This is a genomic window from Pseudomonas brassicacearum (assembly GCF_003732175.1).
In the GTDB taxonomy this organism is placed as follows: domain Bacteria; phylum Pseudomonadota; class Gammaproteobacteria; order Pseudomonadales; family Pseudomonadaceae; genus Aquipseudomonas; species Aquipseudomonas brassicacearum_G.
Genome location: NZ_MOBI01000001.1, coordinates 187,629 through 202,811 on the forward strand (window position 1 = coordinate 187,629; position 15,183 = coordinate 202,811).

Annotated in this window: 18 protein-coding genes; 13 read left to right on the forward strand and 5 right to left on the reverse strand. The window is 59.0% G+C overall.

What is annotated here, in order from left to right:
- Positions 1-37: 37 nt before the first annotated feature.
- Positions 38-358 (reverse strand): hypothetical protein, encoded by a 321-nt coding sequence (locus tag BK658_RS00965; RefSeq protein WP_123580338.1) that lies wholly within the window; start codon positions 356-358, stop codon positions 38-40.
- Positions 359-495: 137 nt separating this feature from the next.
- Positions 496-1,086, reverse strand: a complete 591-nt coding sequence (locus tag BK658_RS00970; protein ID WP_123580340.1) for a cysteine hydrolase family protein — start codon at positions 1,084-1,086, stop codon at positions 496-498.
- A 238-nt stretch (positions 1,087-1,324) separates the two neighbouring features.
- Between BK658_RS00970 and prmB the strand changes: the two genes are divergently transcribed.
- The gene (gene prmB, locus BK658_RS00975; protein WP_123580342.1) at positions 1,325-2,233 is read left to right on the forward strand and encodes a 50S ribosomal protein L3 N(5)-glutamine methyltransferase; all 909 of its coding nucleotides are present in this window, start codon (positions 1,325-1,327) and stop codon (positions 2,231-2,233) included.
- 182 nt (positions 2,234-2,415) lie between these two features.
- Here the strand turns inward: prmB and BK658_RS00980 are convergent, their stop codons facing one another.
- Positions 2,416-3,207, reverse strand: a complete 792-nt coding sequence (locus BK658_RS00980; RefSeq protein WP_123580344.1) for a hypothetical protein — start codon at positions 3,205-3,207, stop codon at positions 2,416-2,418.
- Positions 3,208-3,308: 101 nt separating this feature from the next.
- Entirely contained in the window at positions 3,309-4,322 is a 1,014-nt protein-coding gene (locus BK658_RS00985) for an alpha/beta hydrolase (RefSeq protein ID WP_123580346.1), read from the reverse strand.
- 95 nt (positions 4,323-4,417) lie between these two features.
- On the opposite strand from BK658_RS00985, the gene aroC reads away from it, so the two are divergent.
- The 6 genes from aroC (at position 4,418) to BK658_RS01015 (ending at position 9,118) form a co-directional block, all read left to right on the forward strand.
- Positions 4,418-5,509, forward strand: a complete 1,092-nt coding sequence (gene aroC, locus BK658_RS00990; RefSeq protein ID WP_019693022.1) for a chorismate synthase — start codon at positions 4,418-4,420, stop codon at positions 5,507-5,509.
- A gap of 34 nt (positions 5,510-5,543) precedes the next feature.
- On the forward strand, positions 5,544-6,689 hold the full coding sequence (locus BK658_RS00995) for an MFS transporter (protein WP_123580348.1): 1,146 nt from the start codon (positions 5,544-5,546) through the stop codon (positions 6,687-6,689).
- The gene (locus BK658_RS01000; RefSeq protein ID WP_123580350.1) at positions 6,686-7,306 is read left to right on the forward strand and encodes a methylthioribulose 1-phosphate dehydratase; all 621 of its coding nucleotides are present in this window, start codon (positions 6,686-6,688) and stop codon (positions 7,304-7,306) included. The genes BK658_RS00995 and BK658_RS01000 overlap by 4 nt, the downstream gene beginning before the upstream one ends.
- 99 nt (positions 7,307-7,405) lie before the next feature.
- Positions 7,406-7,951: a 1,2-dihydroxy-3-keto-5-methylthiopentene dioxygenase gene (locus BK658_RS01005; RefSeq protein WP_123580353.1), complete on the forward strand. Its 546-nt coding sequence runs from the start codon at positions 7,406-7,408 to the stop codon at positions 7,949-7,951.
- Between the two features lie 4 nt (positions 7,952-7,955).
- Complete coding sequence (gene mtnC / locus BK658_RS01010) at positions 7,956-8,639, forward strand: acireductone synthase (RefSeq protein WP_123580355.1); 684 nt, start codon at positions 7,956-7,958, stop codon at positions 8,637-8,639.
- A 245-nt stretch (positions 8,640-8,884) separates the two neighbouring features.
- Positions 8,885-9,118 carry a helix-turn-helix domain-containing protein gene (locus BK658_RS01015; protein ID WP_123580357.1) on the forward strand — a complete coding sequence of 78 codons (234 nt, stop codon included), beginning with the start codon at positions 8,885-8,887 and terminating at the stop codon, positions 9,116-9,118.
- 67 nt (positions 9,119-9,185) lie between these two features.
- On the opposite strand, the gene BK658_RS01020 is transcribed toward BK658_RS01015, so the two are convergent.
- Positions 9,186-9,464, reverse strand: coding sequence for a DUF3509 domain-containing protein (locus BK658_RS01020; RefSeq protein ID WP_123580359.1), 279 nt, complete (start codon positions 9,462-9,464; stop codon positions 9,186-9,188).
- Positions 9,465-9,615: 151 nt separating this feature from the next.
- On the opposite strand from BK658_RS01020, the gene BK658_RS01025 reads away from it, so the two are divergent.
- The 6 genes from BK658_RS01025 (at position 9,616) to BK658_RS01050 (ending at position 15,102) form a co-directional block, all read left to right on the forward strand.
- Complete coding sequence (locus tag BK658_RS01025; protein WP_123580361.1) at positions 9,616-9,861, forward strand: hypothetical protein; 246 nt, start codon at positions 9,616-9,618, stop codon at positions 9,859-9,861.
- 97 nt (positions 9,862-9,958) lie between these two features.
- Positions 9,959-10,477: an ankyrin repeat domain-containing protein gene (locus BK658_RS01030; RefSeq protein ID WP_123580363.1), complete on the forward strand. Its 519-nt coding sequence runs from the start codon at positions 9,959-9,961 to the stop codon at positions 10,475-10,477.
- 245 nt (positions 10,478-10,722) lie between these two features.
- Positions 10,723-11,253, forward strand: a complete 531-nt coding sequence (locus tag BK658_RS01035; protein ID WP_019693013.1) for a hypothetical protein — start codon at positions 10,723-10,725, stop codon at positions 11,251-11,253.
- Positions 11,254-11,341: 88 nt separating this feature from the next.
- On the forward strand, positions 11,342-11,533 hold the full coding sequence (locus tag BK658_RS01040; protein WP_123580365.1) for a PLDc N-terminal domain-containing protein: 192 nt from the start codon (positions 11,342-11,344) through the stop codon (positions 11,531-11,533).
- A 286-nt stretch (positions 11,534-11,819) separates the two neighbouring features.
- Positions 11,820-12,695 carry a polyamine aminopropyltransferase gene (gene speE / locus BK658_RS01045; RefSeq protein ID WP_123580367.1) on the forward strand — a complete coding sequence of 292 codons (876 nt, stop codon included), beginning with the start codon at positions 11,820-11,822 and terminating at the stop codon, positions 12,693-12,695.
- A gap of 313 nt (positions 12,696-13,008) precedes the next feature.
- Positions 13,009-15,102, forward strand: a complete 2,094-nt coding sequence (locus BK658_RS01050; protein ID WP_123580369.1) for an LTA synthase family protein — start codon at positions 13,009-13,011, stop codon at positions 15,100-15,102.
- The last annotated feature ends 81 nt before the right edge of the window (positions 15,103-15,183 follow it).

Sequence of the window (15,183 nt, forward strand, 5' to 3'; positions counted from 1 at the left end):
AGGTGAATCGGGCGCGTCAAAACGCAACGCGCACCACTCAGTCATGTTTTTTCATCAAGTGCGGAGCCAGGTTCAGCTCACGGGGTTGGCGCATCCGACGGCGGCAGCGACGCCACAACGCAACACCGACATACAGCAGCAACAGGCCTATCGCCAGAACCACCGCCGCGCCGGCCGGGCTGGCGTTCAACTCGCCGAGCGCCGGCGGGTGGCCCAACAGGCTGGCCGCACCGGCCATCAGCAACAACACGCCGAGGGTTGCCAGCAGCGCGGAAAATGCCGCACCAAAACGATAACGCCAGTTGCGCGGGCCTTTGGGCCGCAAGCGGCGAGCGTCAAAACCATCGGATTTCTTCATTCCGACCTTCCTCAATGGGTATCGGCCCTTCGACCGGGAGTTGACCGGGTGGTTCCTGAGGCTAAGGCAATTGCGGGGAATGAGCGGTTTTTGCGGATGAGCGGCTGCGTTGGCCGCTCATCAAGCGCTCGATCAGATCAGATCAGGTCCTGAGTCTGGGCGAGGGTGGCGAAGTTGTCGGCCATGATTGCCATTTCAGTCTGCTGGACATGTTCGGCGCTGAGGACTCCGCCTTTGTAAGGAAGGTCCCGGGTGGCACAGGCGTCTTCGACCAGGGTGCAGCGAAAGCCCAGGTTCTTTGCGGCGCGCACGGTGGTGCTGACACTGGAGTGACTCATGAAACCGCAGACGATCAGGTCCAGCGAGCCGAGGTCTTGCAGGCGTTTTTCCAACGGGGTGCCGTGGAACGCGCTGGGCAGCAATTTACCGATGACGGTTTCGTCAGCCAGTGGCTCAAGGCCCGGGATGAACTCACCGCGTTCGCCCTGTGGGTCGAACAGGCCACCGACGGTGCCGAGGTGGCGAACATGGACGATCGGTCGACCCGCCTTGCGGGCTGCTGCGAGCAATTTCTTGATGTTGTCGACAGCGGCGTCCATACCGGAAAGGGCCAGGGGGCCGCTCAAGTATTCTTTCTGGGCATCGATGATCACCAGCGTCGCATGGGCCAGATTGGCCGGCGCGTAACCACGACCGCTGAGTTGAAACATCGTTTTTGGAACGGACATTCTGGGGCTCCTTCGAGTGGGGCTTTTGCGACATTGTCCTCTGGCTGAGCGCTTCTGTGAATCGCTACCATCGTAGGCACCGTCGTTGCTGGCCTGCAGCCTGTCAAGAGCTGAGCAGATGTTCAATCAAAAGCTGAAAATCAAGATCAATCCTACATCCGTCCGGTGATTTTCTTGCGTCGTCGGGGCGGGTTTAGGCTGTTAGAATCGCCAGTCGTTTTTTCAGGAGTTTGCCCCCGTGATCACTTCCCGCCTGCGCACCTTGCGCGACCACATTCGTTGGGCTGTCAGCCGTTTTCATGGGGAGGATCTGTTTTTCGGCCATGGGACCGACAACGCCTGGGACGAAGCCCGTCAACTGGTGTTGGGGGCGTTGCACCTGCCGTGGGAAATCGCCGATAGCTACCTGGACTGCCGTCTTGAAGACGACGAGCTGGTCAACCTGCAGCGCTTGCTCAAGCGTCGAATCGAGGAGCGCATCCCGACGGCTTACCTGTTGGGTGAGGCGTGGTTCTGCGGGATGTCGTTCATCGTTGACGAGCGTGTATTGATTCCGCGTTCACCGATTGGCGAACTGATCGAAAAACGTTTCGAGCCGTGGCTGGGCACCGAGCCTGCACGGATTCTTGACCTGTGCACCGGTTCCGGTTGCATCGGTATTGCCTGCGCCTACGAGTTCCAGAACGCTGAAGTGGTGTTAGCGGATCTGTCCTTCGAAGCGCTGGAAGTGGCCAATCAGAACATCGAGCGCCATGGCGTCGATGAGCGCGTGTACACCGTTCAGGGTGATGGTTTCGACGGTTTGCCAGGGCAGCGTTTCGACTTGATCGTGTCCAACCCGCCTTATGTGGACGCCGAAGATTTTGCCGACATGCCGGACGAATACCAGCACGAACCCGAGCTGGGCCTGGCCTGTGGCGACGATGGTTTGAACCTGGTACGGCGCATGCTCGCCGAAGCGGCGGATCACCTGACCGAGAAGGGCTTGCTGATCGTTGAAGTCGGCAACAGCCAGGTGCACGTCGAGGCGTTGTACCCGGAAGTCGATTTCGCCTGGCTGGAGTTCGAGCGCGGCGGTCACGGTGTGTTCATGCTCAGCGCCGAACAATGCCGCCAGCATCAGGTGTTGTTTGCTTCACGCGTCTGAACGCGGTCAATGTGGCGAGGGGGCTTGCCCCCGTTGGGTCGCGTAGCGGCCCTAACATTGGCAACTGCAGTTTGTCAGTCAAGATTCGGTTGAATCGTTTCACGACTGCTTCGCAGCCGAACGGGGCGATGCGGCGTTCCGACAAGCCCCCTCGCTACAAGAATCTCATCGGCCGCAGGTTTTTAGCGGTGCGTAGCGATCCAGATCAGCAGTCCCGCCTGGAACACCGAAAACGCCACCAGACAGGTGATGGTGAAGCGTAGCCCGGTGTCCTCGCGTTTGTATTTGCTGACTTTCTCTTCCTGCTTTTGCAGTTTGACTTCCTGTTCCGCCAGATTCTGCTCGGCTTGTTGCAGCATTTGCGCGGCTTCGAGGATTTCCACGAACTGCAGCTTTTCGGAGTTCCAGTCGCCCAGCAGATCGCCGACCTTTACCTCTTTGACGCTGCCCTTCAAATGCTGGGCGTCGGCGTAGACCACGTCAAAGCCGTGCACCCGCAGGAAGTGGTCGCGGCGCAGGCGGGTGTCTTCGTTGAGGGCGTCCTTGTTGTTCAGGTCCGTACCGTCGACGGTGTAGCTCGACCACTTTTTCTTCGCCCACGTAATGCCCTGAGCCGCCAGAAAACGGCCAATGCCACGGTTCAGCGGTTCAATCTGCAGACCGCTGTCGGGACCGAAGTGCACGCGACGGTTCTCATGATCGACCCAGACGTCCAGGTGGTTCTGTTCTTTGCGCACCCGTTGACCGGGCAGTGAAATGCTCATGCGCAGCAGGCTGCGTTCTTTGCTGTTGCGCTCGGCATAGCCGAACTCGACAAAGCGCAATGGCCGCCCACCGGTCGCTCGATCGGTTTTCAGCGGCGCCAGGCGAAGCATCTTGTGGTGCTCGGCCTGGACGTCCGCCCACGGCAGGTCGACCACTTCAGTGGCAGTGGTTTGCGGCGCGGTGTCGGGTGAATTCTGGGTATCAGTCATAACGGCGAGATCCTGTCCAAGCCCTGCTTGGCGGCAGCCAATGGGCTGCCGACACACAGGCTTATCGGCCGTTTTTTCCAGGACTGGAGGGTAACACCGGCTTAACTGGCGCGAAGTCCGTCAATAAAGCTTAGGATACTCGAGCCGAGTTCGACAGCGAGGGGCAGTTGCGGGTCTTTGTAGGAGGCCAATTGACGCTTGATGTCATTGGGCACGATGCGCATCACGTGGTTCATGCCTTCGATCAGTGCCAGTTGGGCATCCGGTTTCGCCGCTTTGAGCATCCGTGCGTCACCGACACCGACCTGCATGTCGTTGCTGCCCTGGATGATCAGCGCCGGCATATTCAACTTGGCGAAAGCCGCTGCCGGGTCCTGGCGAAACAGGCTGATCAGGTACGGTTGCACGCTGGGACGGAAGATCACCTGCAACGGCGTCGGGACATTGACATCGACATGCCCGGCCTTGAGGCTGTCCAGCAGCTCATTGCTGCGCAGCAGCAGATCGGGTGGCATTCGATTGCTCAATTGTTGACGCAAGACCTGATCTACCGGACGGGCGCTACCGGACACGGAAATCACCGCGGCGGCATCGACTTGCGGAGCGGCGAGTGTGGCCACCAGCGCACCTTCACTGTGCCCGAGCAGAATCAATGGCCCCATACGCGGGTCGGACTTGAGTTTCTGGCCCCAGGCCACGGCATCGGCAACGTAGGCCTCAAGGGTCAGATTGCGTTCATCCGGGGTTGCCGCGAGGCTGGCCGCCACGCCGCGCTTGTCGTAACGCACGCTGGCGATGTTGTGTTTGGCCAATACCCAGGCCAGGCGCTTGAGGCTGTCGTTGTTGCCGCCGTCCGGGTTATTGCCGTTACGATCGGTAGGGCCCGAGCCGGAAATGATCAGCACAACCGGCACCGGGTTGTCGGACTTTGGCAGCAACATCGAGCCGAAAAGCTCACCGCTGCCGGTATCCAGACTGATTGGCCGTTGCAGAACAACAGAGGCCTGGACTGCATTGGAAAGCAGGCCGGTAAACAGGGTAAGGCTCAAGGCAATAACTCGCAGCATCATCACGCCATCATTCAGAAGGTGTCGGTTGGACTCGCAGGCACCGATAAGGTTCGAGGATGAACTAGTTGGATAGCCTGCGTATACTAGCCGACATTACATTTTCAGGTTGAGTCACTCAGCGAATTCACGGAGCGTCCTGCATGTCCGGCAATACCTACGGCAAGCTGTTCACTGTCACCACCGCGGGCGAAAGCCATGGTCCGGCGTTGGTCGCCATTGTCGACGGCTGCCCGCCGGGCCTTGAGCTGTCTCTGGAAGACTTGCAGCGTGATCTGGACCGCCGCAAGCCCGGCACCAGCCGTCACACCACGCAGCGTCAGGAAGCCGACGAAGTCGAAATCCTCTCCGGCGTGTTCGAAGGCCGCACCACCGGTTGCGCGATTGGTCTGCTGATCCGCAATACCGACCAGAAATCCAAGGATTACTCGGCGATCAAGGACCTGTTCCGCCCGGCCCACGCCGACTACACCTATCACCACAAATACGGCGAGCGCGATTACCGTGGCGGTGGTCGCAGCTCGGCGCGGGAAACCGCCATGCGTGTGGCTGCGGGTGCGATTGCGAAAAAATATCTGGCTACCCAGGGCATCGTCATTCGCGGCTACATGAGCCAGCTCGGGCCTATCGAAATCCCGTTCAAGACCTGGGACTCGGTCGAGCAAAACGCCTTCTTCAGCCCCGACCCGGACAAAGTGCCAGAGCTTGAGGCCTACATGGATCAATTGCGCCGCGACCAGGATTCGGTCGGCGCGAAGATCACCGTGGTCGCCGAAGGGGTGAAGCCGGGGCTCGGCGAACCGATCTTCGACCGTCTCGATGCCGAACTGGCCCATGCACTGATGAGCATCAACGCGGTGAAAGGCGTGGAAATCGGCGCTGGTTTCGCCAGTGTTGCCCAGCGCGGTACCGAACACCGTGACGAAATGACCCCGGAAGGTTTTCTCAGCAACAACGCGGGCGGGATTCTGGGCGGCATCTCTTCGGGGCAGCCAATCGTCGCGCACCTGGCACTCAAGCCAACGTCGAGCATCACCACGCCGGGCCGTTCGATCGATATCCACGGCAACCCGGTGGACGTCGTTACCAAGGGCCGTCATGACCCTTGCGTCGGCATCCGCGCCACGCCGATTGCCGAAGCGATGATGGCCATCGTGTTGATGGACCACCTGCTGCGCAATCGCGGGCAAAACGCCGACGTGCGCGTCAGCACTCCGGTGCTGGGCCAGCTGTGAAGCCATGCCCTGACGTCGCCGCGGTCTGACGGCCGTGGCGGCGCTTCCATACTGGCGGTTGTCCAGCTTCTATCTGTTCTATTTCGCCTTGCTCGGTTCGACCGCGCCGTTCCTGGCGCTGTACTTCGATCACCTGGGGTTTTCCAGCGCGCGCATTGGCGAACTGGTGGCGATTCCGATGCTGATGCGCTGCGTCGCACCGAATATCTGGGGCTGGCTCGGTGACTACACCGGCCGGCGCCTGGCCATCGTGCGCTTCGGCGCGATCTGTACGCTGCTGACCTTTTCGCTGATCTTCGTCAGCAAAAGCTACGCCTGGCTGGCGATGGTCATGGCGTTGCATGCGTTCTTCTGGCACGCGGTATTGCCGCAGTTCGAGGTCATCACCCTCGCGCATTTGCAGGGCCAGACTTCGCGCTACAGCCAGATCCGCTTGTGGGGATCGATCGGTTTCATCATCACCGTGGTCGCCTTGGGGCGGCTGTTCGAATGGTTGAGCCTGGACATCTACCCGGTGACGCTGGTGGTGATCATGGGCGGGATAATCATCAGCAGCCTCTGGGTGCCGAACGCCCAGCCGGCGCAAGGCAATCGGCTGGTGGGCGAGGGGTTTCTCAAGCAACTGCGCAGTCCGGGGGTATTGGCGTTTTACTGCTGCGTGGCGTTAATGCAGATGAGCCACGGGCCGTATTACACCTTTCTCACCTTGCACCTTGAACACCTCGGTTATAGCCGCGGTGTGATCGGCATGCTCTGGGCGTTGGGGGTGGTGGCTGAAGTTGTGATGTTTATACTCATGAGCAATATCCTTGCACGCTTCTCGGTGCGCCGGGTGTTGATGGCGAGTTTCCTGCTGGCGGCGTTGCGCTGGTTGCTGCTCGGCTCGTTCGCCGAATTCTTGTGGGTGCTGCTCTTTGCGCAAATTCTGCACGCCGCGACCTTCGGCAGTTTTCACGCCGCGGCCATCCATTTCGTGCAACGTAGCTTCGGTGCACGCCAGCAAGGGCAGGGCCAGGCGTTGTACGCGGCACTGGCCGGCACCGGCGGCGCGTTGGGCGCGTTGTATTCCGGTTACAGCTGGAATGCCCTGGGCGCTACATTGACCTTTAGTATTGCCAGCCTCGCAGCGTTCGCTGCAGCCGTTATCATTGCCACACGTATGCAAGAGGACAGGCCATGAGCCTTACCCGTGAACAGCTCGCCCAGCAAATCATCGACGCCGGGCGTTTTTTGTATGGCCGTGGCTGGTCGCCCGCCACCAGCAGCAACTATTCGACACGACTGTCGGCCACCGAAGCCCTGTTGACCGTTTCCGGTAAACACAAAGGGCAGTTGGGGCTTGATGACGTGCTGGCCACGGACTTGTCGGGCAATAGCCTGGAGCCGGGCAAGAAGCCGTCCGCCGAAACCCTGCTGCACACCCAGTTATATAATTGGCGGGCCGACATCGGTGCGGTGCTGCACACCCATTCGGTCAATGCCACGGTGTTGTCGCGGCTGCTGCAGGGGCCGGTCATTACGTTTGAAGACTACGAGCTGCAAAAAGCCTTCAGCGGGATCTCGACCCATGAGTCCAAGGTGCGGGTGCCGATCTTCGACAACGATCAGGACATCGAGCGCCTGGCGTCCAAAGTCCAGCCATGGCTCGACGACCATCCCGAGTGTGTCGGTTACCTGATTCGCGGTCATGGCCTGTACACCTGGGGCCCGAAGATGAGCGATGCGCTGCGACAGATCGAAGCGTTTGAGTTCCTGTTTGAATGCGAGCTGAAAATGCGCGCGTTGATTAACCGTTAAGGCCTACTTCACCTGAAGTCGCCAACCGCCTGATGAAACGCGTTGCCTGACCGGTCTGTAAAAGCTGGACGGCAGCGCCGCTAACGAGGAATTGCCAACATGAGCAGCCTGTCCGTTTACCACGTTTCAAGCCCGGACCTGCCGAACAAGGTCCTGACCCACGTCGACGATATCGCCTCGACCCTGGCCGAAAAAGGTGTGCGCTTCGACCGTTGGCAAGCCGCGGCGAAGATCCAGCCGGGTGCCAGCCAGGAAGAAGTGATTGCCGCTTACCAGGTGCAGATCGATCAGTTGATGACCGAGCGCGGTTACATCACCGTCGACGTGGTCAGCCTTAACAGCGATCACCCGCAAAAAGCCGAATTGCGCGCCAAGTTTCTGGAAGAACATCGCCATGGCGAAGACGAAGTACGATTTTTCGTCGCGGGCCGTGGCCTGTTTACTTTGCACATCGATGACTACGTGTACGCCGTGCTCTGCGAGAAAAACGACCTGATTTCGGTTCCCGCCGGTACTGCACACTGGTTCGACATGGGCGAGCACCCGCACTTCGTGGCGATTCGGCTGTTCAACAACCCTGAAGGCTGGGTGGCCAACTTTACGGGCGACGACATCGCCAGTCGCTTCCCGCGCCTCGAGGACTGATGGCATGACGATCAAAGCCATTCTCACCGACATCGAAGGCACCACCAGCGCGGTGAGTTTTGTGTTCGAGGTGCTGTTTCCCTACGCCGCCAAACATTTGCCGGACTTTGTCCGTCAGCAGGCGCAACGGGCCGACGTAACCCGGCAGATCGACGCCGTTCGCCAGGACAGCGCCGAGCCTGGCGCTGACGTTGAACGGGTGATCGAAATCCTGCTGGGCTGGATTGCCGAAGACCGCAAGGCCACGCCGCTCAAGGCGTTGCAAGGGATGGTCTGGGAGCAGGGTTATCAGGCCGGGCAGTTGAAGGGCCATGTTTACCCGGATGCGGTCGACGCACTGAAACGCTGGCATCAGGCGGGTTATCAACTGTTTGTTTACTCGTCCGGTTCGATCCAGGCCCAGAAGCTGATCTTCGGTTGCTCCGAGGCCGGTGACCTGACGCCACTGTTCAGTGGCTACTTCGACACCACCTCAGGACCCAAGCGTGAGGCGCAGTCCTATCAGCGCATTACCCAGGCCATTGGCTGCGAGTCTGCGCAGATCCTGTTTCTCTCCGACATTGTTCAGGAACTGGATGCCGCCCGCGAGGCCGGCATGGCTACCTGCGGGCTGGTGCGCGAAGGCGGTGAGCTCGCCGGGCATCTGAACGTCAGCAGCTTCTCGCAAATCGATCCAGCCACGTTCTGAGTGGCTACGGCTGACTGCAACACACGCTGTCAGCCGACTTTCGATCACGGACTAACATCACGGCCAACGCACGTCTGTAGGACGTGTAGGAAGTTGCCTGTTGATAAGTCGGCCATGCCTGTTTGTGGTTTTCCTTACTTGTTTAATCTTGTCCCTGTGTAACTCTTCGGCCCTTATGTTTGTTCGCTTATCCAGGCACTTTTCGCGCTTGGCAATGGTGCGGACTCCTGGTGAGAGGGCTAAGGATGAAAACACCAAAGCGACAGCGTCCGGATCCGGCAGGCAGACCGCTGAGCGAAAAGGAACTGGAGATTCTGTATTGGGCCAAGGCCGGGAAAACGGTGTGGGAGATCAGCGTGATTCGGGATGTTTCCGAGGCGACGGTGAAGTTTCACCTGGGCAATATCTACTCCAAGCTCGAAGTCACCAACCGTGCTCAAGCGGTCGGCGAGGCGGTTAATCGTGGCTTGTTGAGCTGAGCTCAAAACGCACTCAGGCCGTGCAGCGCAAGGCTTGCACGACCTGAAAGGTTTGAGCGGTTGGTACTTATCTCGAGTGATAGGTCGGCAAGGCGAAACGCTGTTGGCTTTGCAGCATTGAAATCTGCGGCAGTTCGCTGGCCTGTTCGGCCAAGTCACGGCGAATGGCACTGATTACCCACGACAGTTGATCGCCGGCGTGCAATTGAGCGTAGGAAATCGAGCGTTTGAACATTCGGCCATCGCTGCTATTGAGCGTCAGCAGAATACCGCCGTCAGGGCGCGCTTGCGTGGTGACGTCGAAGTTTGAGAACAGGGACGAAAATTTTTCCTGGATCAGGCTCATGTCTATCAGCTCCGTTTGCACTTGAATGGCAAGCATGGAGTGATAGCTGCACTGATTGTGCCAGTACCGCTATTTTATAAATCTTTTGTAAATCAATGGCTTGAAAATCACTGATTTTTTCGGCTTCGTGCATTTTGCATGAGTGGCCATCGTGCATCCTGCATTTTGCCGGCTTGCGGGTGCCGTGTACGGACAACCCTACGGCGATTGCCGGCGGTATCACCCTGGATACAAAACATTTCAAAAGCCGCGTGTACAGCGGTTCAAGGATGAAGCCTTCGATCCGCGCAAAACCGGCGACGATCCGATCTACGCCTGGCTGCCGGGCTCGGACACTTATGTGCAGATCACCGAACAGGTACTGGCGGATATCCACGCTGGCAAGTTCCGTTATTGATTCTGGCTATGGCCTGGCGAGAGAAAAAAGGGGTGACAGGTGTCACGCTGCTTAAGGAAACTAGCGGCTTTGCGATTGACCGAATGTGGAGTCCCCAATGACAGACAAATCCCGCCAGATGACCCCGGAAGAAGCCGCGGAGTTTGCCGAGCAGGTGTTCAACAAGGCCCGTGATGGCGACGCGGCGATGCTCGCCGCACTGCTGAGCAAAGGCCTGCCGCCGAACCTGCGTAATCACAAGGGCGACACCTTGCTGATGTTGGCCGCCTATCACGGCCACGTCGATGCAGTGAAAGTGCTGCTTGAGCACAAGGCCGATCCAGAGATTCGCAACGAAAATGGCCAAAGTCCGATTGCCGGCGCGGCGTTCAAAGGCGATCTGGCAGTGGTGACCGCCTTGGTCGAAGGTGGCGCCGAGGTTGAAGGTTCTTCCTTTGACGGCCGCACGGCGTTGATGATGGCCGCGATGTTCAATCGCACCGCCATTGTCGACTACCTGATCAGTAAAGGTGCTGATCCCAAAGCCAAGGACGCCAACGGCATCAGCGCACTGGACGCGGCCAGGACCATGGGCGCGGCAGACACCACGGCACAACTGCAGAAGCTGCTCGGTTGATCCTGAGGCCGGCACAAATCCTGTGGGAGCGGGCTTGCTCGCGAAGCGAACACCGCGTTTTTTCAGGCATTGCGCGTCATCGTTCTTCGCGGGCAAGCCACGCTCCCAAAGGGTCCGAGTCTTAACTGGCTGGCATTCGGGCAAGCCCCTGCCACAAGTCTGTGTTCCGACTCTTGGGCTCGGTATCCATTCGCGAATGCGCTATCCTTCGCGCCCTCAAAACTCCCTCGCTACAGGATCCGCCCATGAAAGCCGCACTCATCGAACTCATCAGCAAAATCAGCTCCGGCTGCATGAGCGAGGCGGAAATTGTGCAGATCGCCGATGAAGCCGCCCAGGCCTATGCCGATCCCGAGGCGTTTCTGGCGGCCAACCCGGACATCAACTACGACGACACTTTCCCGATCCCGCTGGGTGAATGGGTGGTGGTCGGCAGCCTGCCGGAAACCGTGCTGTTCCAGGCCGACACCTACATGGACCTGTTCGAGCAGATCGTTGCGTCTTTCGGCCCGGGCGTGGCGTTCAATATCAAGCCCAAGCAACTGGCCAAGACCGAAGCGTTGACTGCACTCAACCGCATCCAGATCCAGATGGGCAGCATGAACCCGGAAAACGGCGGTTACACGCTGATGAACTTCAGCCAGCTGCTCGATGACGAGATTCAGGTCGTGCTGGTCTATGGCAACGATGTCCCGCGGGTGCTGGAGTTGTGTGCGCACATCGGGATTGCCGCGGCGCCGTCCCTGGAAGCGCTGAAAGTGGCAATCCACGTTTAAGGCTATTACGGCGCCAGACGTAATAAAACGGAGCCCTCGTCAGGCCCGACTATCCTAAGGGGGAAATTCTTCTCCTGGGAGCGACACCATGGGTTCCACTTTCAATGGCCTGGTTGGCCTGATCATCCTCGCGCTGGATATCTGGGCGATCATCAACGTGCTTAAAAGCGGCGCGGAAACCGGGATGAAAATCATCTGGGTGCTGCTGATTCTTCTGCTTCCGGTACTGGGCCTGGTTATTTGGGCAATTGCGGGCCCCCGGGGCAACGTGCGGCTCTGACACCGCCCTCTATGTCGACACGTCACCCTGTGGGAGCGAGCCTGCTCGCGATGCAGGCGCCGCGGTTTGTCAGTTAAACCGAGTCATCGTTCATCGCGAGCAGGCTCGCTCCCACAGGGTTCATTGTGTGTTTGAGTGATCTTTGGACTGACGAAGGTTCGACCTGTCATGTTCGGCGACGTAGAATGCGCGCCTTTCCTTGGACAATCGCTTGCCCGGCGCCTGCGATTGTCCATCGTGGGCGGGTAACCGTCCGTTGCCACCAGCATTCACCGGGGGACTTCCCATGAGCACCACCAAGACCAGCGAGTACCTGGAAACCCTCTACGAAGGCTACGGCCAGCGTTTTCGCATGGAAAAACTGCTGCACGAAGTGCGCACCGAGCACCAGCACCTGGTGATTTTCGAGAACCCGCGCATGGGCCGGGTCATGGCGCTGGACGGCGTGATCCAGACCACCGAAGCCGACGAGTTCATCTACCACGAGATGCTCACCCATGTGCCGATCCTGGCTCACGGCTCCGCCAAGCGCGTATTGATCATCGGCGGTGGCGATGGCGGTATGCTGCGTGAAGTGGCCAAGCACCGCAGTGTCGAACACATCACCATGGTCGAAATCGACGGCACAGTGGTCGACATGTGCAAGGAGTTCCTGCCGAACCACTCCAAAGGTGCGTTCGATGACCCACGCCTGAACCTGGTGATCGACGACGGCATGCGTTTCGTCGCCACCACCCAGGAAAAATTCGACGTGATCATTTCTGACTCCACCGACCCGATCGGTCCGGGTGAAGTGCTGTTCTCGGAGAACTTCTACCAGGCGTGCCGCCGCTGCCTGAATGAAGGCGGTATTCTGGTGACCCAGAACGGCACGCCGTTCATGCAGATCGAAGAAGTGAAAACCACCGCCGGGCGCTTGCGTAGTCTGTTCCCGGACTGGCACTTCTATCAGGCTGCGGTGCCGACCTATATCGGCGGTGCCATGACGTTTGCCTGGGGCGCGACCAACACGGCTTACCGCAAGCTGTCGCGCGAAACCCTCAGTCAGCGTTTTGCCGGCAGTGGCATCATCACGCGCTACTACAATCCGGAAATCCATATTGGCGCATTCGCTCTTCCGCAGTATGTGCTGCAAGCGGTGAACAAGCCGAGTAATGATTAAGCCGGGCTGACCGAAAAGGGCCGCGAGGCCCTTTTTGTGTTTCCAGATATACGTTGCACGAAATTTTCACAAACGCTCCAAGACAATTCACCCACGCCGATTTAACACTCAACCCCCTGTGACTCTTGTTCCAGAGCCCTGGAAGCCAGGCTTTGGGGGGTGCTTGCCAGTAATGAATGGCAATGCTGTGAGTGATCGTGCAACATTTGCGCATCGCGCAAGCTCCCGATCCTTCCTGCAAGTAATCGCAAGGAGAGGGCAGGGCGCCGCAACATCTTTGAAACTTCAACTTCCAATGAGTCCTATAAACGACATGGCTAACCCGGACGCCCTGAGTCAGCAGCGAGCTTCGAATCGCTTGCTGCAACCGACCGTCAAATCGCATCTGGCGTACACACTGCTCTGTGCCGTGGTCATGATGGCGATGCTCTCCCTGCTGCGCGTTGCGCTGCTGGTGTACAACCGGGAGATGATCCTCGACACACCCGCCTCGACCTTCCTCGAAGCCTTCGCCAACGGCTTGCGTTTCGACCTGCGTCTGGTGGTCTACCTCAGCATTCCGCTATTGCTGTCCCTGTTCAGTGTCCGGGCGATGGCAGCCCGCGGTCTGTTCCGGTTCTGGCTGACCATTGCCTCGAGCATCGCGCTATTCCTCGGCCTGATGGAAATGGACTTCTACCGTGAGTTCCACCAGCGCCTCAACGGCCTGGTCTTCCAGTATGTGAAGGAAGATCCGAAAACCGTCATGAGCATGCTCTGGTACGGCTTCCCGGTCGTGCGTTATCTGTTGGCCTGGGCCGTTGGCACCTGGTTGCTGAGCCTGGCGTTCAAGGGCGCCGACCGTGCAACCCGCCCGCGCGGCCCGTTCAGCGGTGGCGCCATCAGCACTCGTCAGGTAGCCCCGTGGTATGCGCGTATCGCGGTATTCGTGGTTTGCCTGTTGATCTGCGTCGTGGCTGCCCGTGGCACGCTGCGTCAGGGGCCACCGCTGCGTTGGGGTGACGTTTACACCACCGACTCGAACTTCGCCAACCAGTTGGGCCTGAACGGCACGTTGCAGTTGGTTGCTGCCGCGAAGAGCCGCATGTCCGAAGAACGCGACAATATCTGGAAGCCGACCATGGAGCAGTCTGAGGCCCAGAAAATTGTCCGCGATATGCTGGTGATGCCGGACGACAAGCTGGTTGATGCCGATATTGCCGCGGTACGCCGCGATTACACGCCACCGGCCGACAAGACCCTGCCGATCAAGAACGTCGTTGTGATCCTGATGGAAAGCATGGCCGGTCACTCGGTAGGGGCCTTGGGCGCGCCTGGCAACATCACGCCCAACCTCGACAAATTGTCGAAAGAAGGCCTGTTGTTCGACCGCTTCTTCTCCAACGGTACTCATACCCACCAGGGCATGTTCGCCACCATGGCCTGCTTCCCGAACCTGCCAGGTTTCGAATACCTGATGCAGACCCCGGAAGGCAGCCACAAGCTGTCCGGCCTGCCACAGCTGCTCAGCGCCCGTAACTACGACGATGTGTATGTCTACAACGGTGATTTTGCCTGGGACAACCAGTCGGGCTTCTTCAGCAACCAGGGCATGACCAACTTCATCGGGCGTAACGACTACGTCAACCCGGTGTTCTCCGACCCGACGTGGGGCGTGTCCGACCAGGACATGTTCGACCGTGGCCTGCAGGAACTCAAGGCGCGCGAAGGCAAGCCGTTCTACGCACTGCTGCAAACCCTGTCCAACCACACTCCCTATGCCTTGCCGACGCCATTGCCGGTCGAAAAAGTCACTGATCGTGGCAGCCTGAACGAGCATTTGACCGCCATGCGTTACGCCGACTGGGCGTTGGGGCAGTTCTTTGAAAAGGCTCGTAAAGAGCCGTACTTCAAGGAAACCCTGTTTGTCATCGTGGGCGACCATGGTTTCGGTAACGAGCGTCAAATCACCGAAATGGACTTGGGCCGCTTCAACGTGCCGATGCTGATGATTGCACCGGGCATCCAGGAAAAGTTTGGTCAGCGTGACCACACCGTGGGGACTCAGATCGACATTGTGCCGACCATCATGGGCCGCCTCGGTGGCGAAGTGCGTCAACAGTGCTGGGGACGAGACCTGCTCAACCTGCCGCAAGGCGACACCGGTTTTGGCGTGATCAAGCCATCGGGTACTGAACAGACCACGGCCATCGTCACGGCTGACCAGATCCTGATTCTGCCCAAGGAAAAGGAAATGGACCCGAAGATGTACCAGTACCAACTGGGTGCCAACCCGCATGCCGAAATCATCCCGAATGCACCGCGTACCGCTGAGCTGAAGCTCAAGCTGGAAGCGTTCCTGCAAACGGCGACCAAGAGCTTGCTGGATAACACCGCGGGTGTGACCGAAAGCATGCAGACCAAGTAATGCGTCAATAAAAAAGAGGCCCGCGAGGGTAATGCCGATCAGTTAAGCCCTATTGCTTGACCTTTGGCCGCAAGAAATCAA

Bases quoted from the DNA above. Each gene is read 5' to 3' on its own strand.
- BK658_RS01000 (WP_123580350.1), top strand. From the start codon at position 6,686: ATGAGCCTTACCCGTGAACAGCTCGCCCAGCAAATCATCGACGCCGGG.
- BK658_RS01040 (WP_123580365.1), top strand. From the start codon at position 11,342: ATGGGTTCCACTTTCAATGGCCTGGTTGGCCTGATCATCCTCGCGCTG.
- aroC (WP_019693022.1), top strand. From the start codon at position 4,418: ATGTCCGGCAATACCTACGGCAAGCTGTTCACTGTCACCACCGCGGGC.
- BK658_RS00970 (WP_123580340.1), bottom strand. From the start codon at position 1,086: ATGTCCGTTCCAAAAACGATGTTTCAACTCAGCGGTCGTGGTTACGCG.
- BK658_RS00980 (WP_123580344.1), bottom strand. From the start codon at position 3,207: ATGACTGATACCCAGAATTCACCCGACACCGCGCCGCAAACCACTGCC.
- mtnC (WP_123580355.1), top strand. From the start codon at position 7,956: ATGACGATCAAAGCCATTCTCACCGACATCGAAGGCACCACCAGCGCG.
- BK658_RS01005 (WP_123580353.1), top strand. From the start codon at position 7,406: ATGAGCAGCCTGTCCGTTTACCACGTTTCAAGCCCGGACCTGCCGAAC.
- BK658_RS01020 (WP_123580359.1), bottom strand. From the start codon at position 9,464: ATGAGCCTGATCCAGGAAAAATTTTCGTCCCTGTTCTCAAACTTCGAC.
- BK658_RS01015 (WP_123580357.1), top strand. From the start codon at position 8,885: ATGAAAACACCAAAGCGACAGCGTCCGGATCCGGCAGGCAGACCGCTG.
- speE (WP_123580367.1), top strand. From the start codon at position 11,820: ATGAGCACCACCAAGACCAGCGAGTACCTGGAAACCCTCTACGAAGGC.
- BK658_RS01050 (WP_123580369.1), top strand. From the start codon at position 13,009: ATGGCTAACCCGGACGCCCTGAGTCAGCAGCGAGCTTCGAATCGCTTG.
- BK658_RS01035 (WP_019693013.1), top strand. From the start codon at position 10,723: ATGAAAGCCGCACTCATCGAACTCATCAGCAAAATCAGCTCCGGCTGC.
- BK658_RS00965 (WP_123580338.1), bottom strand. From the start codon at position 358: ATGAAGAAATCCGATGGTTTTGACGCTCGCCGCTTGCGGCCCAAAGGC.
- BK658_RS01030 (WP_123580363.1), top strand. From the start codon at position 9,959: ATGACAGACAAATCCCGCCAGATGACCCCGGAAGAAGCCGCGGAGTTT.